The organism is Arthrobacter livingstonensis, from assembly GCF_003219815.1.
Classification (GTDB): domain Bacteria; phylum Actinomycetota; class Actinomycetes; order Actinomycetales; family Micrococcaceae; genus Specibacter; species Specibacter livingstonensis.
The window spans coordinates 290352-312836 of the sequence record NZ_QJVD01000002.1; the positions used below are offsets into that span (position 1 = coordinate 290352).

Genomic DNA, 22485 nt, shown 5'->3' on the forward strand with positions numbered 1-22485 from the left:
GCGTGTGGCGGCTAGCCAGCGAAGAGCCAGCGGATCCCCGCCAGAACACGGGCAACTAGGCCCCGTCAGGCAGCCGCAGCCACTGCGGCGCGAGCTGCCGGAAGGCGGCCGGCTCCAGCTGCGAGGCCCCTGCCGGCAGGCTGCCGAGGTACGGGGTGCCCAGCCCCCGGAGGTAGCCGCGGTTACCTTGTTCAATGTCCGACGGCGACGCCGGCCAGGAGCCGATGGCGAGCCCGGCGGCGGGCAGGCCGCGGTGGCGGAGCGCTTCGAGCGTCAGCTGGGTGTGGTTGAGCGTGCCCAGCCCGCTCCGGCACACCACCACCATGTTGGTCCGGGCCGTTTCCCGCGTCGCCGCCGCCAGATCGGCAAGGGTGTGGCCTTCTGCATCCAGCTCCACCAGCAAGCCGCCGGCGCCTTCAACGAGCACGTGGACGTAGGATGCGGCCAGTTCCTTGATCCGGTCCACGTGGTCCGCCAGGGCAGGCAGCGGCCGGTTCTCCCGGACAGCGGCGGCCACCGGCGCCATGGGCTCCAGCAGGCGGATGCCTTCAAAGACTGTACCGACGCCGCTGAGCCGGGCCACCTCGTCCATGTCGCCGGCACCGCCCGGGGACACCCCCGTCTGGGTGGGCTTGTAGACGGCAACGGAGGCGCCGTCGGCCAGCATTGCGGCGAGGGCCGCCGTCGTCAGTGTCTTGCCCACATCGGTGTCGGTGCCTGTGACGAACGTGATGGCGGACAGTTTCATGGGGTTCCCCCAGTGACAGTGACGGTCAGCGGCGCTTGGAAGGACAGCAGGCGCAGCCACTCCGGCCGGGGTCCGGCCAGGCGCAGGCCGGGCAGGGCGCGCGCGGTTTCCTCCACCACCAGGGCCGTTTCAAGTTCTGCCAGCCGGGCACCGAGGCAGCGGTGCAGTCCGTGGCCAAATGCGAGCGAATAGGCGGTGGGCACGGCATCGCCCGGGTGCCGGCCGCTGAGCTCCAGGAGGATCTCGGCCCCGGCGGGCAGGACGTCGCCGTCCAGGACCGTTTCGTGCAGGGCTTCCCGCCGCCAGGTATGGACGGAGGACTCGGAGGAGAGCACCCGTCGCACATGGGAGCCGGCTTCGTCCGGGGCCGCCAGCGCCGCCCACCCACCGGCTCCGCAGACGGCGCCGTCGACTCCTGGGCTGTCAGGCCCTGGGCTGTCCTGCCCCGGACTGCCGGCCTTTTCAATGCCACGGTAGAGGGCCGTGTTGATCAGTTGGGAGGTGGTTTCCTGCCCGGCGATCACCAGGAAATAGCCCAGTGAACACACCTCCGGCTGGGACAGCCCGGCGGTATCCAGCACACCAAAGAGGGAATCCGTGCCACGGGACGCTGCCGCCTCCTGCCGGAGCCACAGGTAAAATTCGGCGGCGCTGCCGGCCAGCAGCACCTGCCGATCGGGGTCGGGCCAGCCCCAAAACAACTCAAGCGAATCCCTGCTCCAGCGCTTGAGCAGTGCCAGCTCCGGGGTGGGCTGCCCCGTGAGTTCGGCCATGATGACGGGCGGAATGTGCCGGGCCAGGGCATCTGCCAGGTCCACGGTGCCCGCGCCCAGCCCTGCACTGGCGGCGGCCAGCCTCTCCCGCGTCAGTTCGCGCACGCGCGGCCCAATGGCGGCCACCTTGGCGGGCGTGAAAAAGCGGCCCACCAGGGTCCGCACCGCACGGTGCTGCGCCCCGGTGGCCGAGGCCAGGACGGGCGGCAGCGCAAAGCGCGCCCTGCTCAGGACACGAAGGGCAGCCGGGGCGAGCGGCACCACCGAGGTCAGGGCGTTCGTGGGGGCAAAGTCGTCCGTGCGGCGCATGACCTCGCGCACCCGGGCAGGATCGGAGATGACGGTGAAGGTCATGCCATGGCTCCCGCGCGGTCTGCGGTGCCCGCCACGGGGCCCCCGGCAACGCGGTCCCCGGCAACGGCGTTCCCAGCAGCGTCGCCGACGGCCAGGGCCACGGCACCGGCGGCCTGCTCCAGTTCCGCTTTTGTGAGGTTGGCCCGGGCCGTGAGCCGCAGGCGGGACACGCCGTCGGGCACGCTGGGCGGGCGAAAGCAGCCCACGGCAACGCCGGCTGCGCGCAACCCGGCCGCCAGGGAGGCTGCGCGCTCCGCCGACCCCACGGGGATGGACTGCACGGCGCCGGCCGCCAGCTGCGTTCCACAACGCCGCGCCAGCGCCGCGGCGTTCTCGAGCACGCGCCGGGCGAGGCCGGGCTCGGCCAACACGATCCGCGCGGCCTCTCCCGCTGCCGCTGCGGCAGCGGGCGCCAGCGCGGTGTCGAAAATGAAGGTCCTGGCCGTGTTGACCAGGTGCTCGCGCAATAAGGCGGAGCCCAGGACGGCGCCGCCCTGTGAACCGAGCGCCTTGGACAGCGTGGCCGTGACGGCCACATGCGCCGCCCCGGCCAGGCCGGCCGCATGGACGGCGCCCCGGCCGGCACCGGCCACGCCGATCCCGTGGGCCTCATCCACCAACAGGAGCGCATCAAACTCCGCACACAGCGCGGCCGCCTCGGCCAGCGGGGCTGCGTCACCGAGCACCGAATATATGGACTCAAGCACGACGACGGCCCGCGGCTGGGTGCGCCCGGCCAGAGCCGCCCTGATCCCAGCGATGTCCTGGTGGGCCACGGCGACGGCCGGGGAGCGGGAAAGCCTGATGCCGTCGCGCAGCGAAGCGTGCACGTGGGCATCGTGAATCATCAGGGTCCCCGGGCCACCCAGCGCGGTGACGACGCCAAGGTTCGCGGTGTAACCGCTGGAAAACGCCAGGGACGTTTCCTGGCCGGTGAGGAGGCAAAGCTGCCGCTCCAGCTCCTGGTGGGCGCCCGTGGTGCCGCACACCACCCGCGACGCTCGGGCGCCGGTGCCATACCTCGCCACTGCCTCGGCGGCAGCGGCCGCCAGCCGGGGATCCCCGGCCAGGCCCAGGTAGTCGTTGGATGCCAGGTCGACCAGCCCGGTCTGCGGTTCGGTGCCGCGAACCAGTCCGCGCTGCGCCCGCACGTCTGCCCGCGAGCGCAGCCAGGCGTCCATGGCCGTGTCGGTGTCCGCCATCAGCCGTGCACCTGCGCCACGGCCGCGTGGATTCCCGCGCCGATGGCGGCAATGTCCTGGGACGTGCTGATGTACGGGGGCATGGTGTAGATCAAGTTGCGGAAGGGGCGCACCCACACCCCGTGTTCCAGGGCGGCGCGCGTCACGGCCGGGACGTTGACGGGGGCGGACAGCTCCACGACGCCCACGGCACCCAGGACGCGGAAGTCCCGGACGGCGGCCAGCCCTGCTGCCGGGGCCAGGGCATCTGCCAGCCCCGCCCCGATGCGGGCAACCTGCTCCTGCCACCCCGCCGAGGCCAGGAGTTCCAGGGATGCGCAGGCCACGGCGCAGGCCAGCGGGTTGGCCATGAATGTGGGCCCGTGCAGCAGGGTGCGCAGCGGCGAGCCGGTGATGACGGCGGCAACGCCGGCCGAGCACAGCATGGCCGCCAGCGTCAGGTAGCCGCCGGTCAGAGCCTTTCCCACGCACATGATGTCGGGGGCCACCCCCGCCCATTCGGAGGCAAACAATTTCCCGGTCCGGCCAAAGCCGGTGGCGATCTCGTCGCAGATCAGCAGCAGGCCGTTTTCGCTGGCCACGCGCCGGGCGGCGGCGAGCGCTGCGGGGGCGTAGACGTGCATGCCGCCGGCGCCCTGCAGCACCGGTTCCACAATGATGGCCGCCAGCTCGTCGCGGTGGCGGCCCACTGTCTCTTCCAGAATGCCAATCCAGGCGGCCACTTCGGCCGGGTCGGCCACCAGTTCACCGCCGACCAGCCGTGCGGCTGGTGGCCGGGGCAGGAACCGCTGGCGGGCCACCAGGGACGGAAAGGCCGCGTGCATGCCGTCGACGGGGTCGCATACGCTCATGGCGGCAAAGGTGTCTCCGTGGTAGCCACCGCGCAGTGCCAGGAACTGCGTCCGTTCCGGGCGGCCGCATCCTTGCTGGTATTGCACCGCCAGTTTCAGGGCCACTTCGACGGACACGGAGCCGGAGTCCGCGAAGAACACGTGGTCCAGTCCTTCCGGCGCCAGCGCCACGAGCCGTTCGGCCAGCTGGACAGCTGGCTCGTGGGTCAGCCCGCCAAACATGACGTGGCTGAAGCGGCCGGCCTGGTCGAGCAGGGCCCGGTCCAGGGCAGGGTGCCGGTAGCCGTGGACGGCGGACCACCAGGAGCTCATGGCGTCTACGGCCTCAAATTGCGTGCCGTCGGCCGCGCCGAGGCTCAAGCGCGTTCCGGAGGCGCCGTGCACTGCATAGGGTGCGTCCCCGTCGAGAGGGGCGTAGGGGTGCCACAGCAGTCCCCGATCTCGGGAAATAAGGTCCCGGGACATGAGTGCGCGGGGCACGGGTTCCGGGGAGGTGACCTCCGGGGACCTGGGCTCCGGGGAAGCGGGCCCGCGGGGCATTGGCTCGGGGGACGTGAGCTCGCGGGGCATTGGCCCGCTGGTGGAAGGCGCCAGGGACGCGGTGTCCGTCTCCGCTGCGACAAGGGCCTCCGCCGCAACAAGGGCCCCGGCGGCCCGCGTGCCCTCAGGCATTGGGCGCCACCCGGGTACCTGCCCCGCGGCGGCGGATGGCGACGGGCGCGCCCGGGGAGGTTGCGCCGTCGTCCGGGTCCTGTCCCGGCTGCTCCCGCCCCAGCACGACAAAGCCGTTGTCCGCGATCATGTCCAGGTCGGCCTGCCCTTCCTGACCCTCGCTGGTGAGGTAGTCGCCCAGGAAAAGGGAGTTCGCCACATGCAGGGCCAACGGCTGGAGGGTGCGCAGGTGCATTTCGCGGCCGCCGGCCATGCGGAGCTCCGTGTCCGGGCAGGCGAACCGGACCATGGCCAGGATGCGCAGGCACTGGGCGGGCGTGAGCAGCCAGGTCCCTTCCAGCGGGGTGCCTTCAAAGGGCATGAGGAAGTTGACAGGGATGGACTCGCTGCCCAGCCCGCGCAGGGCGAAAACGGCGTCGATGAGGTCATTGTTGCTCTCACCCATGCCCACGATCAGGCCCGAGCACGGCGAAAGGCCGGCGTCCTTGGCGTGTTCCACGGTCTGCACGCGGTCGGAGAATTCATGGGTGGAGCAGATTTCGGCGTACATGGACTCGCTGGTGTTCAGGTTGTGGTTGTAGGCATCCACGCCGGAGTCCTTGAGGCGCGCGGCCTGACCGCCCTTCAGGATGCCCAGGCAGGCGCAGACTTCCACGTCAGGGTGCTCCCCCTTGAGCTCCCTGACCATGCCGGCCACGCGGTCCACATCCCGGTCGCTGGGGCCCTTGCCACTGGCCACCATGCAGACCCGAGAGGCCCCGGCGCGGATGCCGGTGCCCGCCTGTGCCACGGCCTCCTCCGGCTTCAGCCAGGTGTATTTCAGGATCTGAGCGGCCGAGCCGAGGCGCTGTGAGCAGTACGTGCAGTCCTCGGGGCACAGCCCGGACTTCAGGTTGACCAGGTAATTGACCTTGACGGTGTTGCTGAAGTGGGCGCGGCGCAGCCGTGCGGCGGCGGACACCACGTCCAGCAGCTGGCCATCGGTGGATTCGAGGATGGCGAGGGCCTCGGCACGGGTCAGGGTGGCACCGGACAGCTGTCGGTCGGCGAGGTCTTGAAAGTAATTGAACACCGTTCAAGTGTGGGAGTTGCGGGACCGGCTGTCAACCGGGGCGCCCGCGAATGGGGGAAGATGGAGTGGTGCCTTCGCGGCACACCGGACAAAAGGAAAGGGACGGTCACCATGGCGTTGACGCGCGAGCTGATCGTGGACACCGCCATGGGAATCCTGCGGGAATACGGCCTTGCGGACCTGTCCATGCGCCGCCTGGCCCGGGACCTGGGCGTCCAGCCAGGGGCCCTGTACTGGCACGTGAAGAACAAACAGGAGCTGCTGACGGTACTTGCCGGGCTAATCCTGGCCCCCGCGGACACAGCTGAAGCAGCCACAGTTGAAGGCTCAGGGAGCACGGGCTCAGGACCCCGGGACTCCGGCGGCGGCGCCCAGCAGGACATCCGGCACCTCGCCCTGCGCATCCGCGCCGCACTGCTGGCCGTCCGCGACGGCGCCGAGGTGGTGGCACTGGCCCACGCCCTGGCACCGGAAACTCCGTCTCCGCTGCTGCACCTCACCACACTTTTGGCCGCCAGCGGCCTGTCGCCCCGGCACTCGGAGTGGGCGGCCGGTGCCCTGGTGCATTACGTCGTGGGCTCGGCCACCCAGGAACAGACCCGCGCCGGACTGTTCCGCGCGGGCCTGCTCGCGGACGAAGGCACCGACACGGACGCCGCGTTTGGTTTTGGCCTGGACCTGTTCCTTGCCGGGCTTCCCGGCCCGGCCAATCATTCCCAGCCGGACGGACCGCAGGCCCAGCCGGCCGGACCGGCAGCTAAACAGGCATGAAAAAGGGCTGGGCCGCCACCGCAGCCTGGCCCAGATGACCGCGCAGGGTGCTGCCCGTGTACTCCGTGCGGAACAGGCCGCGCCGCTGGAGCACCGGGACCACCAGCTTCACAAAGTCCTCCAGCGACTCCGGCAGCAGTGGCGGCATCAGGTTGAAGCCGTCCGCACCGCCCTGCCCAAACCAGCGCTGCATTTCATCGGCCACCTGCTCCGGGGTTCCCACCATCGTGACGTGCCCGCCGCCGGCAGCCAGCCGGCCCAGCAGCTGGCGCACCGTGGGCCGCTCGGTCTCAATGATGCGCAGGATGGTGGCGTAGCGGCCCTGCGGCCCCGTGAAGTCCGACGCCGGCACCAGGGCCGGCACGGGAGCGTCCAGCTCCCAGCCGTTGCAGTCCCGCTGGACAAAGCGGCCCAGCTGGGCCAGTGACGCCTCCACCGGCAGGCGGGCATCGACGGCAGCCTGCTTCGCCCGCGCTTCCCCTTCCGTGGCCGCAACGTACGTGACGAGCCCGGGCATGATCGCCACCGCTTCCGGGTCCCGCCCCGCCTCCGAAATGCGGCGCTTGACGTCGCGGTAGTACGCCTGGGCGCTGGGCAGGTCATAGGCGACGGCGTAAACGCCCTCGGCATACCTGGCGGCAAGCTCACGCCCGGGCTCCGAGGCCCCGGCTTGGAACAGCACCGGGCTGCCCTGCGGCGACCGCGGAACATTCAGGGGGCCGTCCACCCTGAAGTGGCTGCCCTCATGGAGCACGGGGCGTACCAATGCCGCGTCCGCGTAGCACCCCGCCCGGTCCCGAAGCAGGGCGCCGTCGTCCCAGGAATTCCACAGGCCCAGTGCCACGAAAATGAACTCGGCGGCCCGGGCGTAGCGTTCGGCGTGCGACGGCATGGTGGCCATCCCGTGGTTACGGGCCTCGGCATCGAACATGGAAGTCACCACATTCACCCCCACGCGCCCGCCGCTGATGTGGTCCAGCGATGCCAGCATCCGGGCAGCGTGGAAGGGCTCGTAAAACGTTGACGACACCGTGGCGACCAGACCGATCCGCTCCGTGGCACGGGCTATCGCGGCCAGCATGGTCAGTGGCTCCAGGTGCCACAGCGGCCCGTCGGCCGGATCGCCGGCGGACTGGCCGTCCGCGAAGAAGACCGCGTCAAAGAGCCCTCGTTCGGCGGTTTGGGCCAGACGCTCGTAGTACCGGATGTCGCCCAGCTCCGCGATCGGGGAGCCGGGCATCCGCCAGGCCGCGCCGTGGTGGCCGCAGCCGTGCAGGAACACATTCAGGTGCATCAGGCGCCCCGCCAATTGGCCGGGCATCAGTTCATCACCAGTCCGCCGTCGACCATGAGGTTCTGGCCCGTCACCGACCTGGCCCACGGCGACGCGAAGAACAGCACGGCGTCGGCGAGTTCGGCCGGAGTGGTGACCCGGCGCAGCGGGGTCGCGGCGGCAATGTAGTCAAAGACCTCCTCGGGCGTGGCCGCGCTGGCGTCGGTGGTGCGCAGCAGGCCGCCGGAGACCATGTTCACGCTGATATTCGAAGGTCCCAGGTCCACGGCGAGCGTGCGGGTCAGGGACAGCAGCGCGGCCTTGGCCGCCGTGTAGTCGTGGTATGGCACCACCGGGTTGTGGAACAGGTTGGTGCCGATGTTCACGATCCGGCCAAAGCCGTGAGCCTTCATGCCCGGCAGGGCCGCCTGGGTGGTATTCAGGGCGCCGCGGACGCTGCCGGAAAACTGGGCGTCAAAGTCGGCCCAGGATATGCCGCCGGCGGTGGCCCGGGCGTCGCCGTTGAAGGAAAAGTCGGCCAGCGCGTTGTTCACCACGGTGGTGACGGGGGCGCTAAAATGCCGTTCCGCCGTTGCGAACAGCACCGCGACATCCTCCGGGTTGGTGACGTCGGCCCGCACGGCCAGTGCCCGCCCGGGGCCGGCCTCCGCCGCCAGTGCCCCGGCGGTGTCCGCACTGTTGCGGTAGTTGACCACCACCCGGGCTCCGGCGTCCAGGAATGCCTGGGCTATGTGGGCGCCGAGGCCGCGGCCGGCACCGGTAACGAGGACTGTTTGGTCTGAAAACTGCATGGTTCTCCACCTTTAATAAGGCGAAAAGATGGGCACGGCCGCGTGCCGCCGATAATGGCAGCACGCAGGAGACCGGCAGGACATCCCTTCGCTAGTGCTAACTAGATCAGGTTCAACGGGTGTGGTTCTCAGCCCTGCGAAGGGCACCCCGTGTCACTGCCAGTGAGTCTAGCCGAACCACGCCGGCGCCCGACAACAACTGCCGCCGTGACCCCACCCGACCACGGGCAACCCTCCCCGTGGAGATGAAGGATCCTCCCCAGCTGTTTCCAACACCCGCGTACTCGTGTCGGGGCCCTCGAAGCTGTGGGCCCAACGTCGGGGGGGGGGCATCCGGTCAGGTCCGGGCCAGGGCGTCGATGTCCTCGAGGAAGTCCGCGGCGACGGCGTCGCTGACGGTGGCCCGGGTGTCGGCAATGGTCTCGAGGTAATCGGCCGTGACCGGGCCACGGCGGACGCCGGCGGAACCGCCCGGTCCGGCACCGTCGTCGAACACGGCTTTTTCCAACGCGCGCTGGGAGGCGCTGCGGGCCGCAAACTCGATGTCTGCCGGGGAGAAGCCGCGGCTGGCGGCGACCAGCCCGGCGACGTCCACATGCCCCACCGCGGCAGCCGGGATGAAGCGGTTCCACATGGCGGTGCGGGCGTCTGCGTCCGGCAGCCCGATGGGGATGACGTAGTCGAAGCGTCCGTGGCGCAGGAACGCCGAGTCCAGCGAGCGGATGAAGTTCGTGGCGCACACCAGCAGCCGGCCCGGCTGGTCTCGGAACGCCGGGATGATCTTCAGCAGCTCGTTCGTCACGCCCTGCATGGGCGACGGCGGCTCCCCCGAGCGCTGGGCGGCGATCTCCTCAACCTCGTCAATGAAGACCACGGCATGCTCCAGCTCGGCAATGTCCAGGAACGTCTGCCGCAGGGCGCCGGCCAGGCCGCCGGGTTCCCCCGCCAGCCGTGACGGGAACACCTCCACAAACGGCCACTCCAGCCGGGACGCCATGGCCTTGGCAAAGGTGGTTTTTCCGGTTCCGGGCGGCCCAAACAACACGACGGCGCGCGGCGGCACCACCCCGAATTCCTCGGCAAGCTCCGACTCCGCCAACGGCAAAACCAGCCGCCGTTCCAGCAGCTCCTTCTCCGCCGTCATCCCGGCCACCCGGTCCCAAAGGTCACGCGGCAGCAGGCGCCCGCCAAGTTCCTCCAGGGCGCCCAGCTCGGCGCGCTGGACGGGAATGCGGCGTTCAAAGTAGCGCAGGTTTTTCTTGACCACGAAGCCGCGGTTGGTGAATGCCTCCACGCGCGTTTCGGTTTCCGGCATAAGTGCGGAGAGCTTGTTCAGCCCGTGTGCCGCCATGCGGTTTTCGACGGCGGCCAGCAACGAGGTGCCGATCCCCCGCCCGCGGAACTTTGGCAGGGTGGACAGAAACACGATCCAGCCCTGGTCGTGCGCGGCCCTGCCCACCGCCGCCCCGACGACCTGGTCACCGTGGGCCGCCACCACGGCATGGTCCTTTTCGCAGGAGGCCAGCACCTCGGACAGGTCGTAGACGGGTTCGACGCCGTTCTCCTTCAGCGACTGCCACAGTGCCAGTATCCCCTCCACGTCTTGCGGGTGAAAGTCCCGTATTTTCCACGTTGTCATGATTCAGCGCTCCCTTGCGTTGCCCGGCCCCGGCTTATATTCCGGTGCCAGCATCATGGCACGAGCAGCGCCCGCTGGTCGAGAGCTGTACACCTGCCGGTGGCCCGGCATTTTTCCGGCCGCTATCCGACCGTCGGCCGCGGGCGGCCTTAGGTCTCCTTTACGCGGCCTACAAAAAACGCCGGCTCCACCTGCTGGCTTGCCGTTGGGGCACTTCCGGACCTCAAGGCAGCGGCACGGTGTTTCCGTAGGCGACGTAAAGGAGACCCCAAAGGCCGCTTGCGGCCGACGGGTCGGATAGTCGCCGAGGAAATACCGGGCCGCGGCCCCCGATGCCCGGCGCGAGCTACCGCGTCCGCACCTCTTCGCCGGCGGTGCGGTGCATGAGCAGCGCCTCCAACACCGGATACAACATCAGGACGGCCAGCACTGCAAACGTCCATTGGTAGCTGGCCACGGGCGCCGCGCCGGGCAGCAGCGCGTCCGCGGCCCGCAGGATCAGGGCCCCCACGGCAACGCCGAGGCCGGTGGCAATTTGGGCGATGGTGGAAGAGAGCGTGTTGGCCCCGGACATGCGCGCCTTGGGCACGTCGGCAAACTGCAGCGTGTTGTAGGCGCTGAAGCCGATGGAACGCAGCACGCCGCTGGCAAACAGCACGGCCGCGATGGCCACCAGGGGTGTTTCGGGTCCCAGCAGCGCGCACGCGCCAAGGACCAGCGCACCGCCGGCATTGCTGAGGAGCAGCACGTTCCGGAAGCCGAAGCGGCGGATCAGCGGCGAGGTGGCGGGCTTGATGAGCACGTTTCCGGCAAACACGGCCATGGTCATCAGCCCGGCCTCAAACGCCGTCCAGCCAAAACCGAGCATGAACATCAGCGGCAGCAGGAACGGCACGGCGTTGATGACCAGCCGGTACAGCGCCCCGCCCCCGTTGCCCGCCCGGAAGGTGGGGATGCGCAGCGCCCGCAGGTCCAGCAGCGGATGGCGCGCACGCCGGAACCACCAGAGCGCGCCTGTTCCGCTGGCCAGTGCCAGGCCCAGCCACAGCACGACGCCGGCCCACCGGGTGGGTGCCGAACCCACCCGTTCCAGCCCAATCACCAGCGCGGCCAGGGCAACGCCGCACAGGACGAAGCCGGTCCAGTCCGGCGGTGGCACCTTGCGGGCGCGGATGTCCGGGACCACCCTGGTCGCCGTGATGAAGGCGATGATGCCTAGCGGGACGTTGATCAGGAAGATCCAGTGCCAGCTGGCATAGGTGGTGAGCAGCCCGCCCAGTGCCGGGGCGATGACCGGGGCGATGAGTGCCGGCCAGGTCAGGTAGGCGATGGCCTCCAGGAACTCCTTCCTGTCGGCGTCGCGCAGCACCACCAGCCGGCCGACGGGGACCATCATGGCCCCGCCCAGCCCCTGGAGCATCCGCGCGCCGCAGAGGAACGCCAGGTTGGGGCTGAGCGCACACAACAGCGACGCGAGCGTGAAAATGGCGATGGCAGCTGTGAACACGCGCCGGGCGCCAAAGCGTTTGGCCAGCCAGCCGCTGATGGGTATGCCCACCGCCAGGGTGATCAGGTAGCTCGTCATGGCCAGGTTGATGTCCACCGGCCGGACGTGGAGGTCCGCGGCCATGCCGGCCGCCGCCGTGGCAATGATGGTGCCGTCCAGGATTTCCATGAAATATGTCCCGGCGACCAAAAGCGCCAGGGCGCGGCTGAAGGAACTGGTGCCGGCCGACGTCGTACTTCTCATTCCCACCGGCCAAGCCTAGCCACACAAGGTCCCCGTGACACAACTCACAACGACTAAGGAAACAATTGCGGCCCCTCCGGCGCTGACAAACACGTAATACCTACCTCGAAACAGAAAGCTGGGCCCGTGAGCATTGACATCTCTTCGGAAATCAACCTGCAGGATGAGCTGATCTTGGACACGAATGCCGCCGCGGCTCTGTTCCTGGAGGCCCGCACCGCCAACAGCTGGGCCGAGGACGAGATTGCGGACGAGACCCTCGAGGCCGTTTATGCGCTGACCAAGATGGCCCCGACCGCCATGAACATCCAGCCGCTGCGCATTACCTGGGTCCGCTCCACGGAGGCCCGCGAGCGCCTGGTGGCGCACATGGCGGACGGCAACAAGGCGAAGACCCTGGCCGCGCCGATGGTTGCCGTGCTCAGCTACGACACCGACTGGCACGACCTCATGCCCACCACCGCACCGCACGCGGCCGGCATGGTTCCCACCTTTGCCGCCAACGACGCACTGCGCCAGGGCATGGCCGTGAACAACGCCCACATTCAGGCCGGCTTCTTCATCATGGCCGCCCGCGCCGCCGGACTGGCCGCCGGCCCCATGGGCGGCTTTGATGCCGCAGGAATCGACGCCGAGTTCAATGACGGCACGCCCCGCAAGGCCTTCCTGGTAGTCAACCTGGGCAAGCCCAACGGCATCGTGGACCGCGAGCGCCTGCACCGCCTGGAGTTTGACGCCGCCACCGCCACGGTCTAGGGAGCGGGCTTCGGCCGCATAAACACCGACCCGCACCAGTGCTCGAAAAAAGTCTCGATTCGCGATTTTTCGACCACTGGTGCGGGTTAGTTGCTGTCCGGGCCGGGGATGCGGGGCAGCCACGGCACGGTAAGGTGGGCACGGTCCGATTCTGAGACCGCCTCCAGCACGCAGCGTCACTTAGGCACCTGCGTTCCGGACCCGGCAATCTCCGGATCCCGGCAATGCGAAGCCCGCCCCCGACGAAAGAACACCGTGCCCAAGAACGCCAAGGCCCGCGCCACCACTGCGAAGCCGGCATCCCCCACCTCCGTGCCGGCAGATGCTGACACCTGGGCCGGACACCTGCAGGTCCTGCGCACGCCCCGGCTGCTCAGCCGCGAGGTGCTGGCCGGCATGGTGACCACGCTGGCGTTGATCCCGGAAGTCATTTCCTTTTCCGTCATTGCAGGGGTGGACCCCATGGTCTCGCTGGTGGCCTCCGTGGTGCTGGCCGTGTCCATGTCCTTCCTCGGCGGGCGGTCCGCCATGGTGACGGCCGCGGCCGGCTCGGTGGCGCTGGTCATTGCACCCATGGTAAAAATCCACGGGGTGGATTACGTGCTCCCCGCCGTGCTGCTCGCCGGGCTGGTCCAAATTGCGTTTGGCGCAGCCGGGCTGGCACGGCTGATGCGCTTCATCCCACGGTCTGTCATGATCGGCTTCGTCAATGCCCTGGGCATCTTGATTTTCGCTGCGCAGGTGCCGCACCTGATCGGCGTGCCGTGGCTGGTGTACCCCCTGTTCGCGCTGACCCTGGCCATCATCGCCGTGCTGCCGCGGATCACCAAGGCCGTGCCCGCGCCGCTGGTGGCGATTGTCGTGGTGACAGCGGTGGCCGTCGCGGCCGGCCTCGATGTCCCCGATGTGGCCGGCGAGGGTCCCATGAACGGCGGGCTCCCCGGGCTGACGCCGTTCCTGGTCCCCTTGAACCTCGAAACCCTGCAGATCATTTGGCCCACTGCCTTGAGCGTCGCATTCGTCGGCTTGCTGGAGACCCTGCTGACGGCCAAGCTCGTCGACGACCTCACCGACACCCGCTCGCACAAGACCCGGGAGTCCTGGGCCCTGGGGGTGGCCAACATGCTGGCCGGCCTCTACGGCGGGATTGCCGGCTGCGCCATGATCGGCCAAACCGTGGTGAACGTGAAGATCGGCCGGGCCCGGACCCGACTTTCAACGCTGGCCGCGGGGTTGCTGCTGCTGTTGCTGATCACCTCGCTGAGCACCGTCATGGGAAAGATCCCCATGGTGGCACTGGCCGCGGTCATGATGGTGGTGGCGGTCGCCACCGTCAACTGGCACAGCGTGCGGCCGGCAACCCTGAAGCGCATGCCGGTGCCGGAGACCCTGGTGATGGTGGCGACTGTCGGCGTCGTGGTTGCCACGGGAAACCTGGCCCTGGGAGTCCTGGCCGGCACACTGCTGGCGATGGCGCTCTTTGCCCGCCGCGTCGCGCATGTCATCAACGTCCAGCGGAAACTTGCCGACGACGGCGGAAGCGTCGCCTATGTGGTCACCGGCCCGTTGTTCTTTGGCAGCAGCAACGACCTCGTGGAGCAGTTCAGCTACGCCCTGGACCCTCCCGAAGTTTCGGTGGACCTGTCCGCCGCGCAAATCTGGGACGCATCCTCGGTGGCGGCCGTAGATTCCGTGGAGGAGAAATTCGCCAAGCACGGGTGCGCGGTGAACATAACAGGCCTGGACAGCCGCAGCCGCGCGTTCCACGCAAAATTGACCGGCCGGCTGTAAGCGCGGCATTGCGGTCGGCACACCGGTGGAGCCACCCCGGTCAGGGCGTGTCCTCGCGTTCCTCCCGATGGGCCGGCTGAAGGCGCTGGCGGTCAAGTTGCTGCTGTGCCTGCTTTTCCGAACGCCGTCCGCGCGAAGCGCCCATCATGAACACGACAATTCCCGCAGCCGCCGCCAGCCAAGCCACCACGATGATGGCGATGATTTGCCACAGTGGCATCCGGATGTCTCCTCGGGAACAGAAATTGTTATGGAACGCAATCTTGTCAATCATACAGTTCCCGGCTGGGAAGCTGCGGACCCTTGCCTGGGTTCTGGCCGAGAGCCCCTGCCCGCGGCTGCGGACCGGCGCTAGACTGGCCGCATGGACACACCAGCCGCCCCCGTCACCGTCACGGTCACCGGCGCTGCCGGCCAGATCGGCTACGCACTCCTGTTCCGGATTGCTTCCGGCGCCATGCTGGGCCCGGAAGTGCCGGTAAGACTGCGGCTGTTGGAGGTTCCCGCGGCTGCCAGGGCCGCCGAAGGCACCGTGCTGGAGCTGATGGACTGCGCGTTCCCGCTGGTGGCCGGCCTGGATGTCTTTGACGATCCGGCAAAGGCGTTCGACGGCGCCAACGTCGGACTGCTCGTGGGCGCCAGGCCGCGCGGGCCGGGAATGGAACGCGCGGACCTCCTGGCCGCCAACGGCGGCATCTTTTCGGTCCAGGGCAGGGCCATCAACGACGGGGCCGCCGGTGATTTCAAGGCGGTGGTGGTGGGCAACCCCGCCAACACCAACGCACTGATAGCCGCCTCTCACGCGCCGGACGTCCCGGCGTCGAGGTTCACCGCCATGACCCGGCTGGACCATGACCGGGCCGTGGCCCAGCTTGCCGCCAAGACCGGGGCACCCGTGTCCGCCATCCGCAAGGTGGCCATCTGGGGCAACCACTCCGCCTCCCAGTACCCGGACATCACCCACGCCACGGTGGACGGCGGGCCCGCCACTGATTTGGTGGACCAGTCGTGGATCGCCGGGGAGTTCATCCCCCGGGTGGCCAAGCGCGGCGCCGAAATCATCTCGGTCCGCGGCGGCTCCTCCGCCGCGTCGGCGGCCAACGCGGCCATTGCGCACATGCGCCTGTGGGTCCATGGGACGAGGGCGGGCGACTGGACCAGCATGGCCGTCCCGTCCGACGGCTCCTACGGCGTGCCCGAGGGGCTGGTCAGCTCCTTCCCCGTCACGACTGCCGCGGGCGACTACAACATTGTGCAGGGCCTGGACATTAGCGTTTTCGCACGCGGGAGGATTGACGCCAGCGTGGCCGAGCTGGCCTCCGAACGCGATGCCGTGAAGGGCCTGGGCTTGGTCTAGCCGCAATGCCGTTTCCGTAAGGGGCTAGACGTTCACCAGGGCGCGCAGCTTCTCCAGGGACGTTCCCCAGCCGACCTTCGAGTCGCCGAAGTCGAAGGACTCCGCCTCAATATGCTGGACGATTGTCATTTGGGTGCCGCCGTCCACGTCCACCAGGGTGACGGTGATGGAACTGGCGAAGGGAAACGCTTCGCTTGCCTCCTCGTGCATTTCCAGGCCGTTGGGCGGGTCGAGCCGGGTGAATCTGCCGGTGGCCGGGAACTCGGCGCTGCCGTCGTCCATGACCATGGGGGCGGACCACACGCCGCCCACCCGCGCGTCAATGCTGATCCGTTCGCGCGGCGAGTGGAGTCCGGCCGGGCCCCACCACCTGGCCAGCTGGTCCGGGTCCGTCCAGGCCGCAAACAACTGCTCGCGGGAGGCCTTGAAGATGCGCACCATGGTCAGGGTGTTGGCACCCGCGTCCGTGCTTTCGCCGGGAATTTGCCGGTTTTCAATGGGTTCGTGGCTCATGGTTTGTCCTCATCTTGAAGTAGTTCCAGATGCTGCTCCAACCGGTTGAGACTTTCGTCCCAGAACCGGCGGTATTTCTCCATGTAAAAGGTGACCTCCCGCAAGGGGGCCGCCTCGAGCCGGCTGGTGCGCCATTGGGCGCTGCGGCTGCGGGAGATGAGCCCGGCAGCCTCCAGCACCTTCAGGTGCCGGGACACGGCCGGCAGCGAAATGCTAAATGGCTTGGCCAGCTCATTGACGGTGGCCTCCCCCTCGCTGAGCCGGGCAAGTATCGCCCGCCGCGTGGGATCCGCCAACGCCCCAAAGATCCGGCTGAGCCGGTCCGTCGCCATGTTGCATCTAACCAATCCGTTATTTAACTAATACGTTAAATATGCAACGTTGGCGGCTCCGTGTCAAGGGTCTGGGGTGGACTGGCTGCAAGCCGCGCGATCCACGGCCGGGCAGTTATTTCTTCCGGCCGCGCACAAAGTAGGCGACGGGCCCGGCGAAGTTGATGAACGACGCCGCCACCCAGGCTGTCCTGGAGCCGTTGACTTCCAGCGGCGTGCGTCGGGAGAGATCGCGCAATGCCGCGAGCTGCAGGGCGATTTGCACGGCCCCGGCCACGACGATGGCACACTTGGCCCGCGTACTGAGGTCTTTCCACTGCTTCCTGGCTGCCATCGATGACTCCTTGCCGGTATTCCTGCGGATGGGCCCGGTCTATTGCGCTGTGGCCGCGCGCGGAACGGAAGCTTCGGTCCGCTCGTACACCCACGGCAGGGCCGCCATGGTCAGGCGGTGCCGGCCGCCTGCCGGAGCCGAGTCCCCGCCGCCGGGGTAGGCTTCGTCCCCGGCCCACACAGCGATGCCACCGCCGCCAGCGGTCCTTGGACCAGTTAGTGCCCCATTGGAATTGTCCGGCAATAAGTACGACAGGTACTTCACGGCTTCATGGTTCCGGGCAGCCTGGAGCGCGTCGTCCACGGATTCAAAGGGCCTCAAGTGGTGCAGGGTGACCCAGGTCGGCGGGACCAGGAGCATGTCCCCTGCCGCATGCAGTTCCAGGGCCCGGCCCGGCGTCAGCCAGGAGTAGCTGCCATGTTCTCCGGGATTGAGCACAACCTGGGCGGAGGCTGCCCCCGCCAAAAAGAACCACGTTCGGAAACGACGGGGAAGTGCGCGCATGGGCAACCACATGGATAAGGGGGCCAACGTCCCTTCTTCCAGAATTTGGCCGGTTTCCTCAGCGACTTCGCGCACCCCCGCCGTGCGGGCTGCAGCGACGTCGCCGCCATCCACACGGTCCCCCGGATCGACCTTGCCTCCGGGGAAAACCCAGGCGCCGGCAAAGGATCCACGTTGTGTGGGCCGTTCCAGCATCAGTACCTTCAGGCCTTCAGGGGTGTCCCGAAGCAGCACCACTGTCGCGGCGTCTTCAAGCGCGACGAGTGTCTTTTCAGAGTCCATACGGCAACTTTAGCCCGTGCCCGCCCACCTGTCGGTCGCGCGCGATTCAGCACTCCGGCGCTCCATCCAGTCGACCGCAACGGGCCAGTGCGGCGCAGTGGGGTCGATGTCATCCATGTGCCCCAGGCCTGGCAGCATGCTGTAGTCAATGTCCCGGTGTGGCGCAACGGCTGCGACCGCAAAATCTGCCGAGTGGGCTTCCGGGACCCGGACGTCCACGTCGCCATGGATGATGAGCAGCGGCACGTCAACGGGCAGCTGGCGGATCGGGGACGCCCGGACGTCTGCAGGGTGGCCGTCCAGCCACCGCCGTTCCCCACGCGCCGGTACTCGATGTTCGCCACGGCCCAGCCCCGCGCCACCAGGTCGCCGGCCAGAGGGTGCATGATCGTGGCGTCGTGCACTGCCCGCCAGTAACCGCCGTGGATTAGGATGGCGTAGCCACGAGGCGTTCCGGCCTGCGGGGCCCACAGTTCAATGAACTGCTGATCCGATGTCCCGTACCGCATGAAGGCCGGCTCCGCGCCGGGCAGACCGGGACCAGTCCCGGTCAATTCACCTTTCCGTCTGCCGTGGCGAACACCGCGCTGCCCAGCGCCTCCGTCGCCGTTGCGGTGGCCGGTGTCCAGCGCACGTGGACCGTGGCGCCTTCGATCTCCGGTTCCTGGAGAAGCGACAGCCGGGGCCGGACGGCGTCGGTCCTGGCGCTCGGCGGTTTGCGGTTGCCGGCCTGGAAGGGCAGCACCCAGGCTGCGGAGTCGCCCTTGAATCCTTGTTCGGCGGCGGCATGGAGTGTCCACTGGGGATCGTAGAGGTGGGTGCGGCCCAGGGCGACGAGGTCCGCGCGGCCTGCCAGAAGGATCGAGTTGACGTCGTCGTAGGAGGAGATGGCACCGACGGCGATCACTGCTGCACCGGCGGGGGCGGCGACTTCCTGGCGGATCCTGTCCGCGAACGGGGTCTGGTAGCTGCGCCCGTAGGCCGGCTTTTCCTCCTTGGCTACCTGGCCGGTGGAGACATCGAGGCCGGCGGCGCCGTGGTTCACGAAGGCGCGGGCAATCTCCACGGCGTCGTCTGCGGTATTGCCGCCGTCGCACCAGTCCGTGGCGGAGATGCGCACGGTCAGCGGCTTGCCGGCTGGCCACACTGCACGGACGGCGTCGAACACCTCCAAGGGGTAGCTGAGCCGGTTTTCCAAGCTGCCGCCATATTCGTCGGAGCGTTTGTTGGCCAGCGGAGAGAGGAACGCGGAGAGCAGGTATCCATGGGCTGCGTGCACTTCAAGGAGGTCGAAGCCGGCCGCGTCAGCGCGACGGGCGGCCGCAACGAACTGCTCACGGACGTCGTCCATTTCGGCACGGGTGATTTCCCGCGGGACTTGGCTGCCGGCCCCATAGGCGACGGCGGACGGCCCGGCGACGGGCCAGTTCCCCTCCGCCAGGGGTTCGTCAATGCCCTCCCACATGAGCCGGGTGGAGCCCTTCCGGCCGGAGTGGCCAATTTGCGCGCCGATCTTCGCGGTGGACTGGGTGTGGACAAAGTCCACGATTTCCGTCCAGCTTTCGCGCTGGGCATCGTTGTACAAACCGCTGCAGCCGGGGGTGATGCGGCCAACGGCAGAGACGCACACCATTTCCGTCATGACCAGCCCGGCACCGCCCATGGCCTTGCTGCCAAGGTGGACCAGGTGGAAGCTGCCGGGCACGCCGTCGACCGCCGAATACATGTCCATGGGCGAGACGATGATCCTGTTCTTCAGCTCCAGTTCCCCGATCCGGTACGGCTGGAACATGGCCGGGGCCACCCGGGCCAGGCCCTGGGAGGCGGCGAAGCCCGCGTCCACGTGGCGGGCGAAGTCGGGGTCGCGCAATTTCAGGTTGTCATAGGTGATGCGGCGGCTGCGGGTGAGCAGGTTGAAGCAGAACTGGGTGGGGTCCTGGTCCTTGTACTGGCCGATGTTTTCGAACCATTCCAGGGAAGCCTGTGCGGCGCGCTGGGTCGATTCGACCACGGGGCGGCGCTGAGCCTCATAGGCGGCCAGGGCTTGGTCCACGCCGGCATGCTCGTGGAGGCAGGCAGCCAGCGCCAGGGCATCCTCCATCGCCAGCTTGGTGCCGGAGCCGATCGAAAAGTGGGCGGTGTGGGCCGCGTCGCCGAGCAGCACGATGTTGGCGTTGCGCCAGTTTTCGTTGCGGACAGTGGTGAAGTTCAGCCACTTTGAATTGTTGGTGAGGACTTGGTGGCCGACCAACTCGTCAGCGAAGATGGCCCGGATTTTTGCCACCGCCTTTTCATCGGAAACACCGGGTGCGAAGACATCGTTGGCCGTCTCATCGAACCCGGCCGCATGCCAGACGTCCTGCGACATTTCGGCGATGAAGGTGGAGCCTTCGTCGGAGTAGGGGTAGCCATGGATCTGCATGACGCCCCATTCGGTCTCCTTGACGAAGAACTTGAACGCCTCAAACACCTTATCGGTGCCCAGCCACATGTACTTGTTGCCGCGCGCGTCCAGGGTTGGTTTGAAGGCGTCCGCGTATTTGGCCCGTATCTGGGAGTTGACGCCGTCGGAGGCAAGCACCAGGTCGAAGTTGGCCGCCAGTTCATCCACTGGCGGGGCCACCGTGCTGAATCGGACGTCGACACCCAGTTCCACGGTGCGCCGCTGCAGCAGTTCCAGCAGTTCCTTGCGGCTCATGGCGGCAAAGCCCTGCCCGCCGATCGTGTTCACCTTGTCCTTGAAGTGAATGTCGATGTCGGACCAGCGTGCGAAGCGGCGGCTCATGTAGTCGGCCACCACGGGGTCTGCGTTGCCGATGCCGCCAAGTGTTTCGTCGGAGAAGACGACGCCGAAACCAAATGTGTCGGAGGCGGCCTTGCGCTCCCACAGCGTGATTTGGTGGGAGGAGTCCAGCTGCTTCATCAATGCGGCAAAGTACAGGCCGCCGGGGCCGCCGCCAACAATTGCGATTTTCATGTCCTTCGTGTCCTATCGGAAGTTCGTGGTGGCGGCGTTGGCCATGGTGGGCGTCGCGGCGTCCGCGGGAGCGGCGTCCTGGACTTCGCGTTCGCCTGCCATGGCTTCGCGGAGCCGGAAATGCTGTAGTTTGCCGCTGGCATTGCGGGGAAGTTCGCTCACAAACCGCACGTCCCGGGGGTACTTGTAGGGGGCGATCGTCGCCTTGACGAAGTCCTGGAGTTCCTTGCGCTTGGCCGCGTCGCCGGCAACGCCGTCACGCAGGATGACGAACGCGCACACCACGGAGCCGCGTTCCTCGTCCGGGCGGGCGATGACGGCGTTCTCCACCACGTCGGGGTGTTCGTTGATGGCGGCCTCCACTTCGGGGGCACCGATGTTGTAGCCGGAGGAAACGATCATGTTGTCCGAGCGCGCCTGATAGACGAAGTAGCCGTCGTCGTCCTTCAGGAAGGTGTCGCCTGTGACGTTCCAGCCGTCGTGGACGTAGTTGGCCTGCCGCGCATCGTCGAGGTAGCGGCAGCCGGTGGGGCCGATCACTGCCAGCCGGCCGGCTTCGTTGGGTGCGGCCTCGGCGCCGTAGGCGTCCAGGATGATGGCACGGTAGCCGGGCACGGGCACGCCGGTGGCGCCCGGGTGGATGTCGTCGCCGGCCGCCGAAATGAAGACGTGCAGCATTTCGGTGGCGCCGATCCCGTCGACCAGCTTGAGCCCGGTTTCCTCATGGACGTGTTGCCAGGTTTCCTTGGGAAGGTGCTCCCCCGCGGAGACGGCGATGCGCAGCCGCTGCAACAGCTCGCCGCGGCCCTCCTTGAGAATTGCCCGGTAGGCAGTCGGCGCGGTGAACAGGATGGAAGCGTTTGCGGCGGCGGCTGCCTCGGCCAGCTCAACGGGTGTGGCCCGCTCAGTCAGCAGCGCCGAGGCGCCAAAGCGCAACGGAAACACGACCAGCCCGCCGAGCCCGAACGTGAATGCCAGCGGCGGTGAGCCGGCAAAGACATCCTCGGGCGTGGGCTTGAGGAGGTACCGGGCGAAGGTGTCCGCGTTCGCCAGGATGTCCCGGTGGAAGTGCATGGTCACCTTCGGCGTGCCGGTGGTCCCCGATGTCGGCCCCAACAGGGCGACGTCGTCGGCGGCCGTTGCGACATTGGCGAAGGTTCCGCTCTTGGCGGCACAGCGGACGGTGAGGTCGCCGTCGTCGTCCGCGCCATACGTCATGACCGGCAGGGCCTCCCCGACGGCGGTGAGCAGGTCCGTGGCGTTGCGGTGGTCGGTGATGGCCACGGCCGGTCCGGTGAGTTCGATCAGGGTGGAGATCTCGGCGGAGCGCAGCATCGGCATGGTGGTGACGACGACGGCCCCGGCCTTCAGCACGCCCAGCCAGGCCGCCACGATCCACGGGTTGTTTGGCCCGCGCAGCAGAACCCGGTTCCCGGGCACCACGCCGAAATCGTCGGTCAGCACCTGCGCCACCTGGTTGGCACGCTTGAGCAGCTCACCGTAGCTCCAGGTGGGACCGTCGGGAGTGTGCAGGGCGGGCCGTCCGGCACCGAACTGGGCGACGGCATCGTCGATCAGCACGGTGGCGGCGTTCAGCCGGTCCGGGTACTGCAGTTCCGGCAAGGTGAATTCAAGGATGGGCCAGGACTCCGCGGGCGGAAGGTGGTCGCGGGTAAAAGTGTCCAGATGGGCCGATGCGCTCAAGGTCATGGCCGTTCCTTT

22 protein-coding genes and 1 riboswitch are annotated in these 22485 nt (G+C 68.2%); of the genes, 5 read left to right on the forward strand and 17 right to left on the reverse strand.

Features of this window, described 5'->3' with window-relative positions:
* Positions 1–55: 55 nt before the first annotated feature.
* The 5 genes from bioD to bioB form a co-directional block, all read right to left on the reverse strand.
* On the reverse strand, positions 56–748 hold the full coding sequence (gene bioD / locus CVV68_RS03385; RefSeq protein ID WP_110499587.1) for a dethiobiotin synthase: 693 nt from the start codon (positions 746–748) through the stop codon (positions 56–58).
* Entirely contained in the window at positions 745–1875 is a 1131-nt protein-coding gene (locus CVV68_RS03390) for a cytochrome P450 (protein ID WP_110499588.1), read from the reverse strand. The genes bioD and CVV68_RS03390 overlap by 4 nt, the downstream gene beginning before the upstream one ends.
* The gene (locus CVV68_RS03395; protein ID WP_245933303.1) at positions 1872–3077 is read right to left on the reverse strand and encodes an aminotransferase class I/II-fold pyridoxal phosphate-dependent enzyme; all 1206 of its coding nucleotides are present in this window, start codon (positions 3075–3077) and stop codon (positions 1872–1874) included. The genes CVV68_RS03390 and CVV68_RS03395 overlap by 4 nt, the downstream gene beginning before the upstream one ends.
* Positions 3077–4393: an adenosylmethionine--8-amino-7-oxononanoate transaminase gene (locus CVV68_RS03400; protein WP_110499649.1), complete on the reverse strand. Its 1317-nt coding sequence runs from the start codon at positions 4391–4393 to the stop codon at positions 3077–3079. Before CVV68_RS03400 ends, CVV68_RS03395 begins: the two co-directional genes overlap by 1 nt.
* Positions 4394–4592: 199 nt before the next feature.
* Complete coding sequence (bioB, locus tag CVV68_RS03405; protein WP_110499589.1) at positions 4593–5672, reverse strand: biotin synthase BioB; 1080 nt, start codon at positions 5670–5672, stop codon at positions 4593–4595.
* 111 nt (positions 5673–5783) lie between these two features.
* On the opposite strand from bioB, the gene CVV68_RS03410 reads away from it, so the two are divergent.
* Positions 5784–6443 (forward strand): TetR/AcrR family transcriptional regulator C-terminal domain-containing protein, encoded by a 660-nt coding sequence (locus CVV68_RS03410; protein WP_110499590.1) that lies wholly within the window; start codon positions 5784–5786, stop codon positions 6441–6443.
* Here the strand turns inward: CVV68_RS03410 and CVV68_RS03415 are convergent.
* The 4 genes from CVV68_RS03415 to CVV68_RS03430 form a co-directional block, all read right to left on the reverse strand.
* Positions 6430–7764, reverse strand: coding sequence for an LLM class flavin-dependent oxidoreductase (locus tag CVV68_RS03415; protein WP_110499591.1), 1335 nt, complete (start codon positions 7762–7764; stop codon positions 6430–6432). The two genes, CVV68_RS03410 and CVV68_RS03415, sit on opposite strands and share 14 nt — an antisense overlap.
* On the reverse strand, positions 7764–8528 hold the full coding sequence (locus CVV68_RS03420) for a 3-oxoacyl-ACP reductase (RefSeq protein ID WP_110499592.1): 765 nt from the start codon (positions 8526–8528) through the stop codon (positions 7764–7766). Before CVV68_RS03420 ends, CVV68_RS03415 begins: the two co-directional genes overlap by 1 nt.
* 66 nt (positions 8529–8594) lie before the next feature.
* Positions 8595–8689, reverse strand: a riboswitch (TPP riboswitch).
* 176 nt (positions 8690–8865) lie between these two features.
* A complete protein-coding gene (locus tag CVV68_RS03425) occupies positions 8866–10167 on the reverse strand; it encodes an ATP-binding protein (protein ID WP_110499593.1) in 1302 nt (433 codons plus the stop codon).
* 346 nt (positions 10168–10513) lie between these two features.
* On the reverse strand, positions 10514–11917 hold the full coding sequence (locus tag CVV68_RS03430; RefSeq protein ID WP_110499594.1) for an MFS transporter: 1404 nt from the start codon (positions 11915–11917) through the stop codon (positions 10514–10516).
* Positions 11918–12043: 126 nt separating this feature from the next.
* On the opposite strand from CVV68_RS03430, the gene CVV68_RS03435 reads away from it, so the two are divergent.
* Together CVV68_RS03435 and CVV68_RS03440 are read left to right on the forward strand one after the other, a co-directional pair.
* Positions 12044–12673 carry a malonic semialdehyde reductase gene (locus CVV68_RS03435; protein ID WP_245933304.1) on the forward strand — a complete coding sequence of 210 codons (630 nt, stop codon included), beginning with the start codon at positions 12044–12046 and terminating at the stop codon, positions 12671–12673.
* A 312-nt stretch (positions 12674–12985) separates the two neighbouring features.
* Positions 12986–14464, forward strand: a complete 1479-nt coding sequence (locus tag CVV68_RS03440; protein WP_245933314.1) for a SulP family inorganic anion transporter — start codon at positions 12986–12988, stop codon at positions 14462–14464.
* Positions 14465–14504: 40 nt separating this feature from the next.
* Here CVV68_RS03440 and CVV68_RS03445 read toward each other — a convergent pair whose 3' ends face one another.
* Entirely contained in the window at positions 14505–14684 is a 180-nt protein-coding gene (locus tag CVV68_RS03445) for a hypothetical protein (protein ID WP_146238814.1), read from the reverse strand.
* 144 nt (positions 14685–14828) lie between these two features.
* On the opposite strand from CVV68_RS03445, the gene CVV68_RS03450 reads away from it, so the two are divergent.
* On the forward strand, positions 14829–15821 hold the full coding sequence (locus tag CVV68_RS03450) for a malate dehydrogenase (protein WP_110499597.1): 993 nt from the start codon (positions 14829–14831) through the stop codon (positions 15819–15821).
* Between the two features lie 24 nt (positions 15822–15845).
* On the opposite strand, the gene CVV68_RS03455 is transcribed toward CVV68_RS03450, so the two are convergent.
* The 5 genes from CVV68_RS03455 to CVV68_RS24860 form a co-directional block, all read right to left on the reverse strand.
* Positions 15846–16334: an SRPBCC family protein gene (locus CVV68_RS03455; protein WP_110499598.1), complete on the reverse strand. Its 489-nt coding sequence runs from the start codon at positions 16332–16334 to the stop codon at positions 15846–15848.
* Positions 16331–16681 carry an ArsR/SmtB family transcription factor gene (locus CVV68_RS03460; RefSeq protein WP_306415678.1) on the reverse strand — a complete coding sequence of 117 codons (351 nt, stop codon included), beginning with the start codon at positions 16679–16681 and terminating at the stop codon, positions 16331–16333. Before CVV68_RS03460 ends, CVV68_RS03455 begins: the two co-directional genes overlap by 4 nt.
* A gap of 100 nt (positions 16682–16781) precedes the next feature.
* Positions 16782–17000: a PLDc N-terminal domain-containing protein gene (locus CVV68_RS03465; RefSeq protein WP_110499600.1), complete on the reverse strand. Its 219-nt coding sequence runs from the start codon at positions 16998–17000 to the stop codon at positions 16782–16784.
* A gap of 39 nt (positions 17001–17039) precedes the next feature.
* Positions 17040–17786, reverse strand: a complete 747-nt coding sequence (locus CVV68_RS03470) for an NUDIX hydrolase (RefSeq protein WP_110499601.1) — start codon at positions 17784–17786, stop codon at positions 17040–17042.
* A 9-nt stretch (positions 17787–17795) separates the two neighbouring features.
* Entirely contained in the window at positions 17796–18032 is a 237-nt protein-coding gene (locus CVV68_RS24860) for an alpha/beta hydrolase family protein (protein ID WP_368773177.1), read from the reverse strand.
* Between CVV68_RS24860 and CVV68_RS24110 the strand changes: the two genes are divergently transcribed.
* The gene (locus CVV68_RS24110; RefSeq protein WP_245933305.1) at positions 17979–18203 is read left to right on the forward strand and encodes a hypothetical protein; all 225 of its coding nucleotides are present in this window, start codon (positions 17979–17981) and stop codon (positions 18201–18203) included. The two genes, CVV68_RS24860 and CVV68_RS24110, sit on opposite strands and share 54 nt — an antisense overlap.
* Before the next feature lie 133 nt (positions 18204–18336).
* Here CVV68_RS24110 and CVV68_RS03480 read toward each other — a convergent pair whose 3' ends face one another.
* Both CVV68_RS03480 and CVV68_RS03485 read right to left on the reverse strand, forming a co-directional pair.
* The gene (locus CVV68_RS03480; protein WP_110499602.1) at positions 18337–20763 is read right to left on the reverse strand and encodes a bifunctional salicylyl-CoA 5-hydroxylase/oxidoreductase; all 2427 of its coding nucleotides are present in this window, start codon (positions 20761–20763) and stop codon (positions 18337–18339) included.
* 12 nt (positions 20764–20775) lie between these two features.
* Positions 20776–22473, reverse strand: a complete 1698-nt coding sequence (locus tag CVV68_RS03485; protein WP_110499603.1) for an AMP-binding protein — start codon at positions 22471–22473, stop codon at positions 20776–20778.
* Between the last annotated feature and the right edge of the window lie 12 nt (positions 22474–22485).

What these genes read in the sequence shown, in the direction of transcription:
- CVV68_RS03400 (WP_110499649.1), bottom strand. Translation starts at nt 4,393, where the DNA reads ATGTCCCGGGACCTTATTTCCCGAGATCGGGGACTGCTGTGGCACCCC.
- CVV68_RS03430 (WP_110499594.1), bottom strand. Translation starts at nt 11,917, where the DNA reads ATGAGAAGTACGACGTCGGCCGGCACCAGTTCCTTCAGCCGCGCCCTG.
- CVV68_RS03420 (WP_110499592.1), bottom strand. Translation starts at nt 8,528, where the DNA reads ATGCAGTTTTCAGACCAAACAGTCCTCGTTACCGGTGCCGGCCGCGGC.
- CVV68_RS03395 (WP_245933303.1), bottom strand. Translation starts at nt 3,077, where the DNA reads ATGGCGGACACCGACACGGCCATGGACGCCTGGCTGCGCTCGCGGGCA.
- CVV68_RS03450 (WP_110499597.1), top strand. Translation starts at nt 14,829, where the DNA reads ATGGACACACCAGCCGCCCCCGTCACCGTCACGGTCACCGGCGCTGCC.
- CVV68_RS03485 (WP_110499603.1), bottom strand. Translation starts at nt 22,473, where the DNA reads ATGACCTTGAGCGCATCGGCCCATCTGGACACTTTTACCCGCGACCAC.
- CVV68_RS03410 (WP_110499590.1), top strand. Translation starts at nt 5,784, where the DNA reads ATGGCGTTGACGCGCGAGCTGATCGTGGACACCGCCATGGGAATCCTG.
- CVV68_RS03455 (WP_110499598.1), bottom strand. Translation starts at nt 16,334, where the DNA reads ATGAGCCACGAACCCATTGAAAACCGGCAAATTCCCGGCGAAAGCACG.
- CVV68_RS03390 (WP_110499588.1), bottom strand. Translation starts at nt 1,875, where the DNA reads ATGACCTTCACCGTCATCTCCGATCCTGCCCGGGTGCGCGAGGTCATG.
- CVV68_RS03465 (WP_110499600.1), bottom strand. Translation starts at nt 17,000, where the DNA reads ATGGCAGCCAGGAAGCAGTGGAAAGACCTCAGTACGCGGGCCAAGTGT.
- CVV68_RS03425 (WP_110499593.1), bottom strand. Translation starts at nt 10,167, where the DNA reads ATGACAACGTGGAAAATACGGGACTTTCACCCGCAAGACGTGGAGGGG.
- bioD (WP_110499587.1), bottom strand. Translation starts at nt 748, where the DNA reads ATGAAACTGTCCGCCATCACGTTCGTCACAGGCACCGACACCGATGTG.
- CVV68_RS03445 (WP_146238814.1), bottom strand. Translation starts at nt 14,684, where the DNA reads ATGCCACTGTGGCAAATCATCGCCATCATCGTGGTGGCTTGGCTGGCG.
- CVV68_RS03415 (WP_110499591.1), bottom strand. Translation starts at nt 7,764, where the DNA reads ATGCCCGGCCAATTGGCGGGGCGCCTGATGCACCTGAATGTGTTCCTG.
- CVV68_RS03470 (WP_110499601.1), bottom strand. Translation starts at nt 17,786, where the DNA reads ATGGACTCTGAAAAGACACTCGTCGCGCTTGAAGACGCCGCGACAGTG.
- CVV68_RS03480 (WP_110499602.1), bottom strand. Translation starts at nt 20,763, where the DNA reads ATGAAAATCGCAATTGTTGGCGGCGGCCCCGGCGGCCTGTACTTTGCC.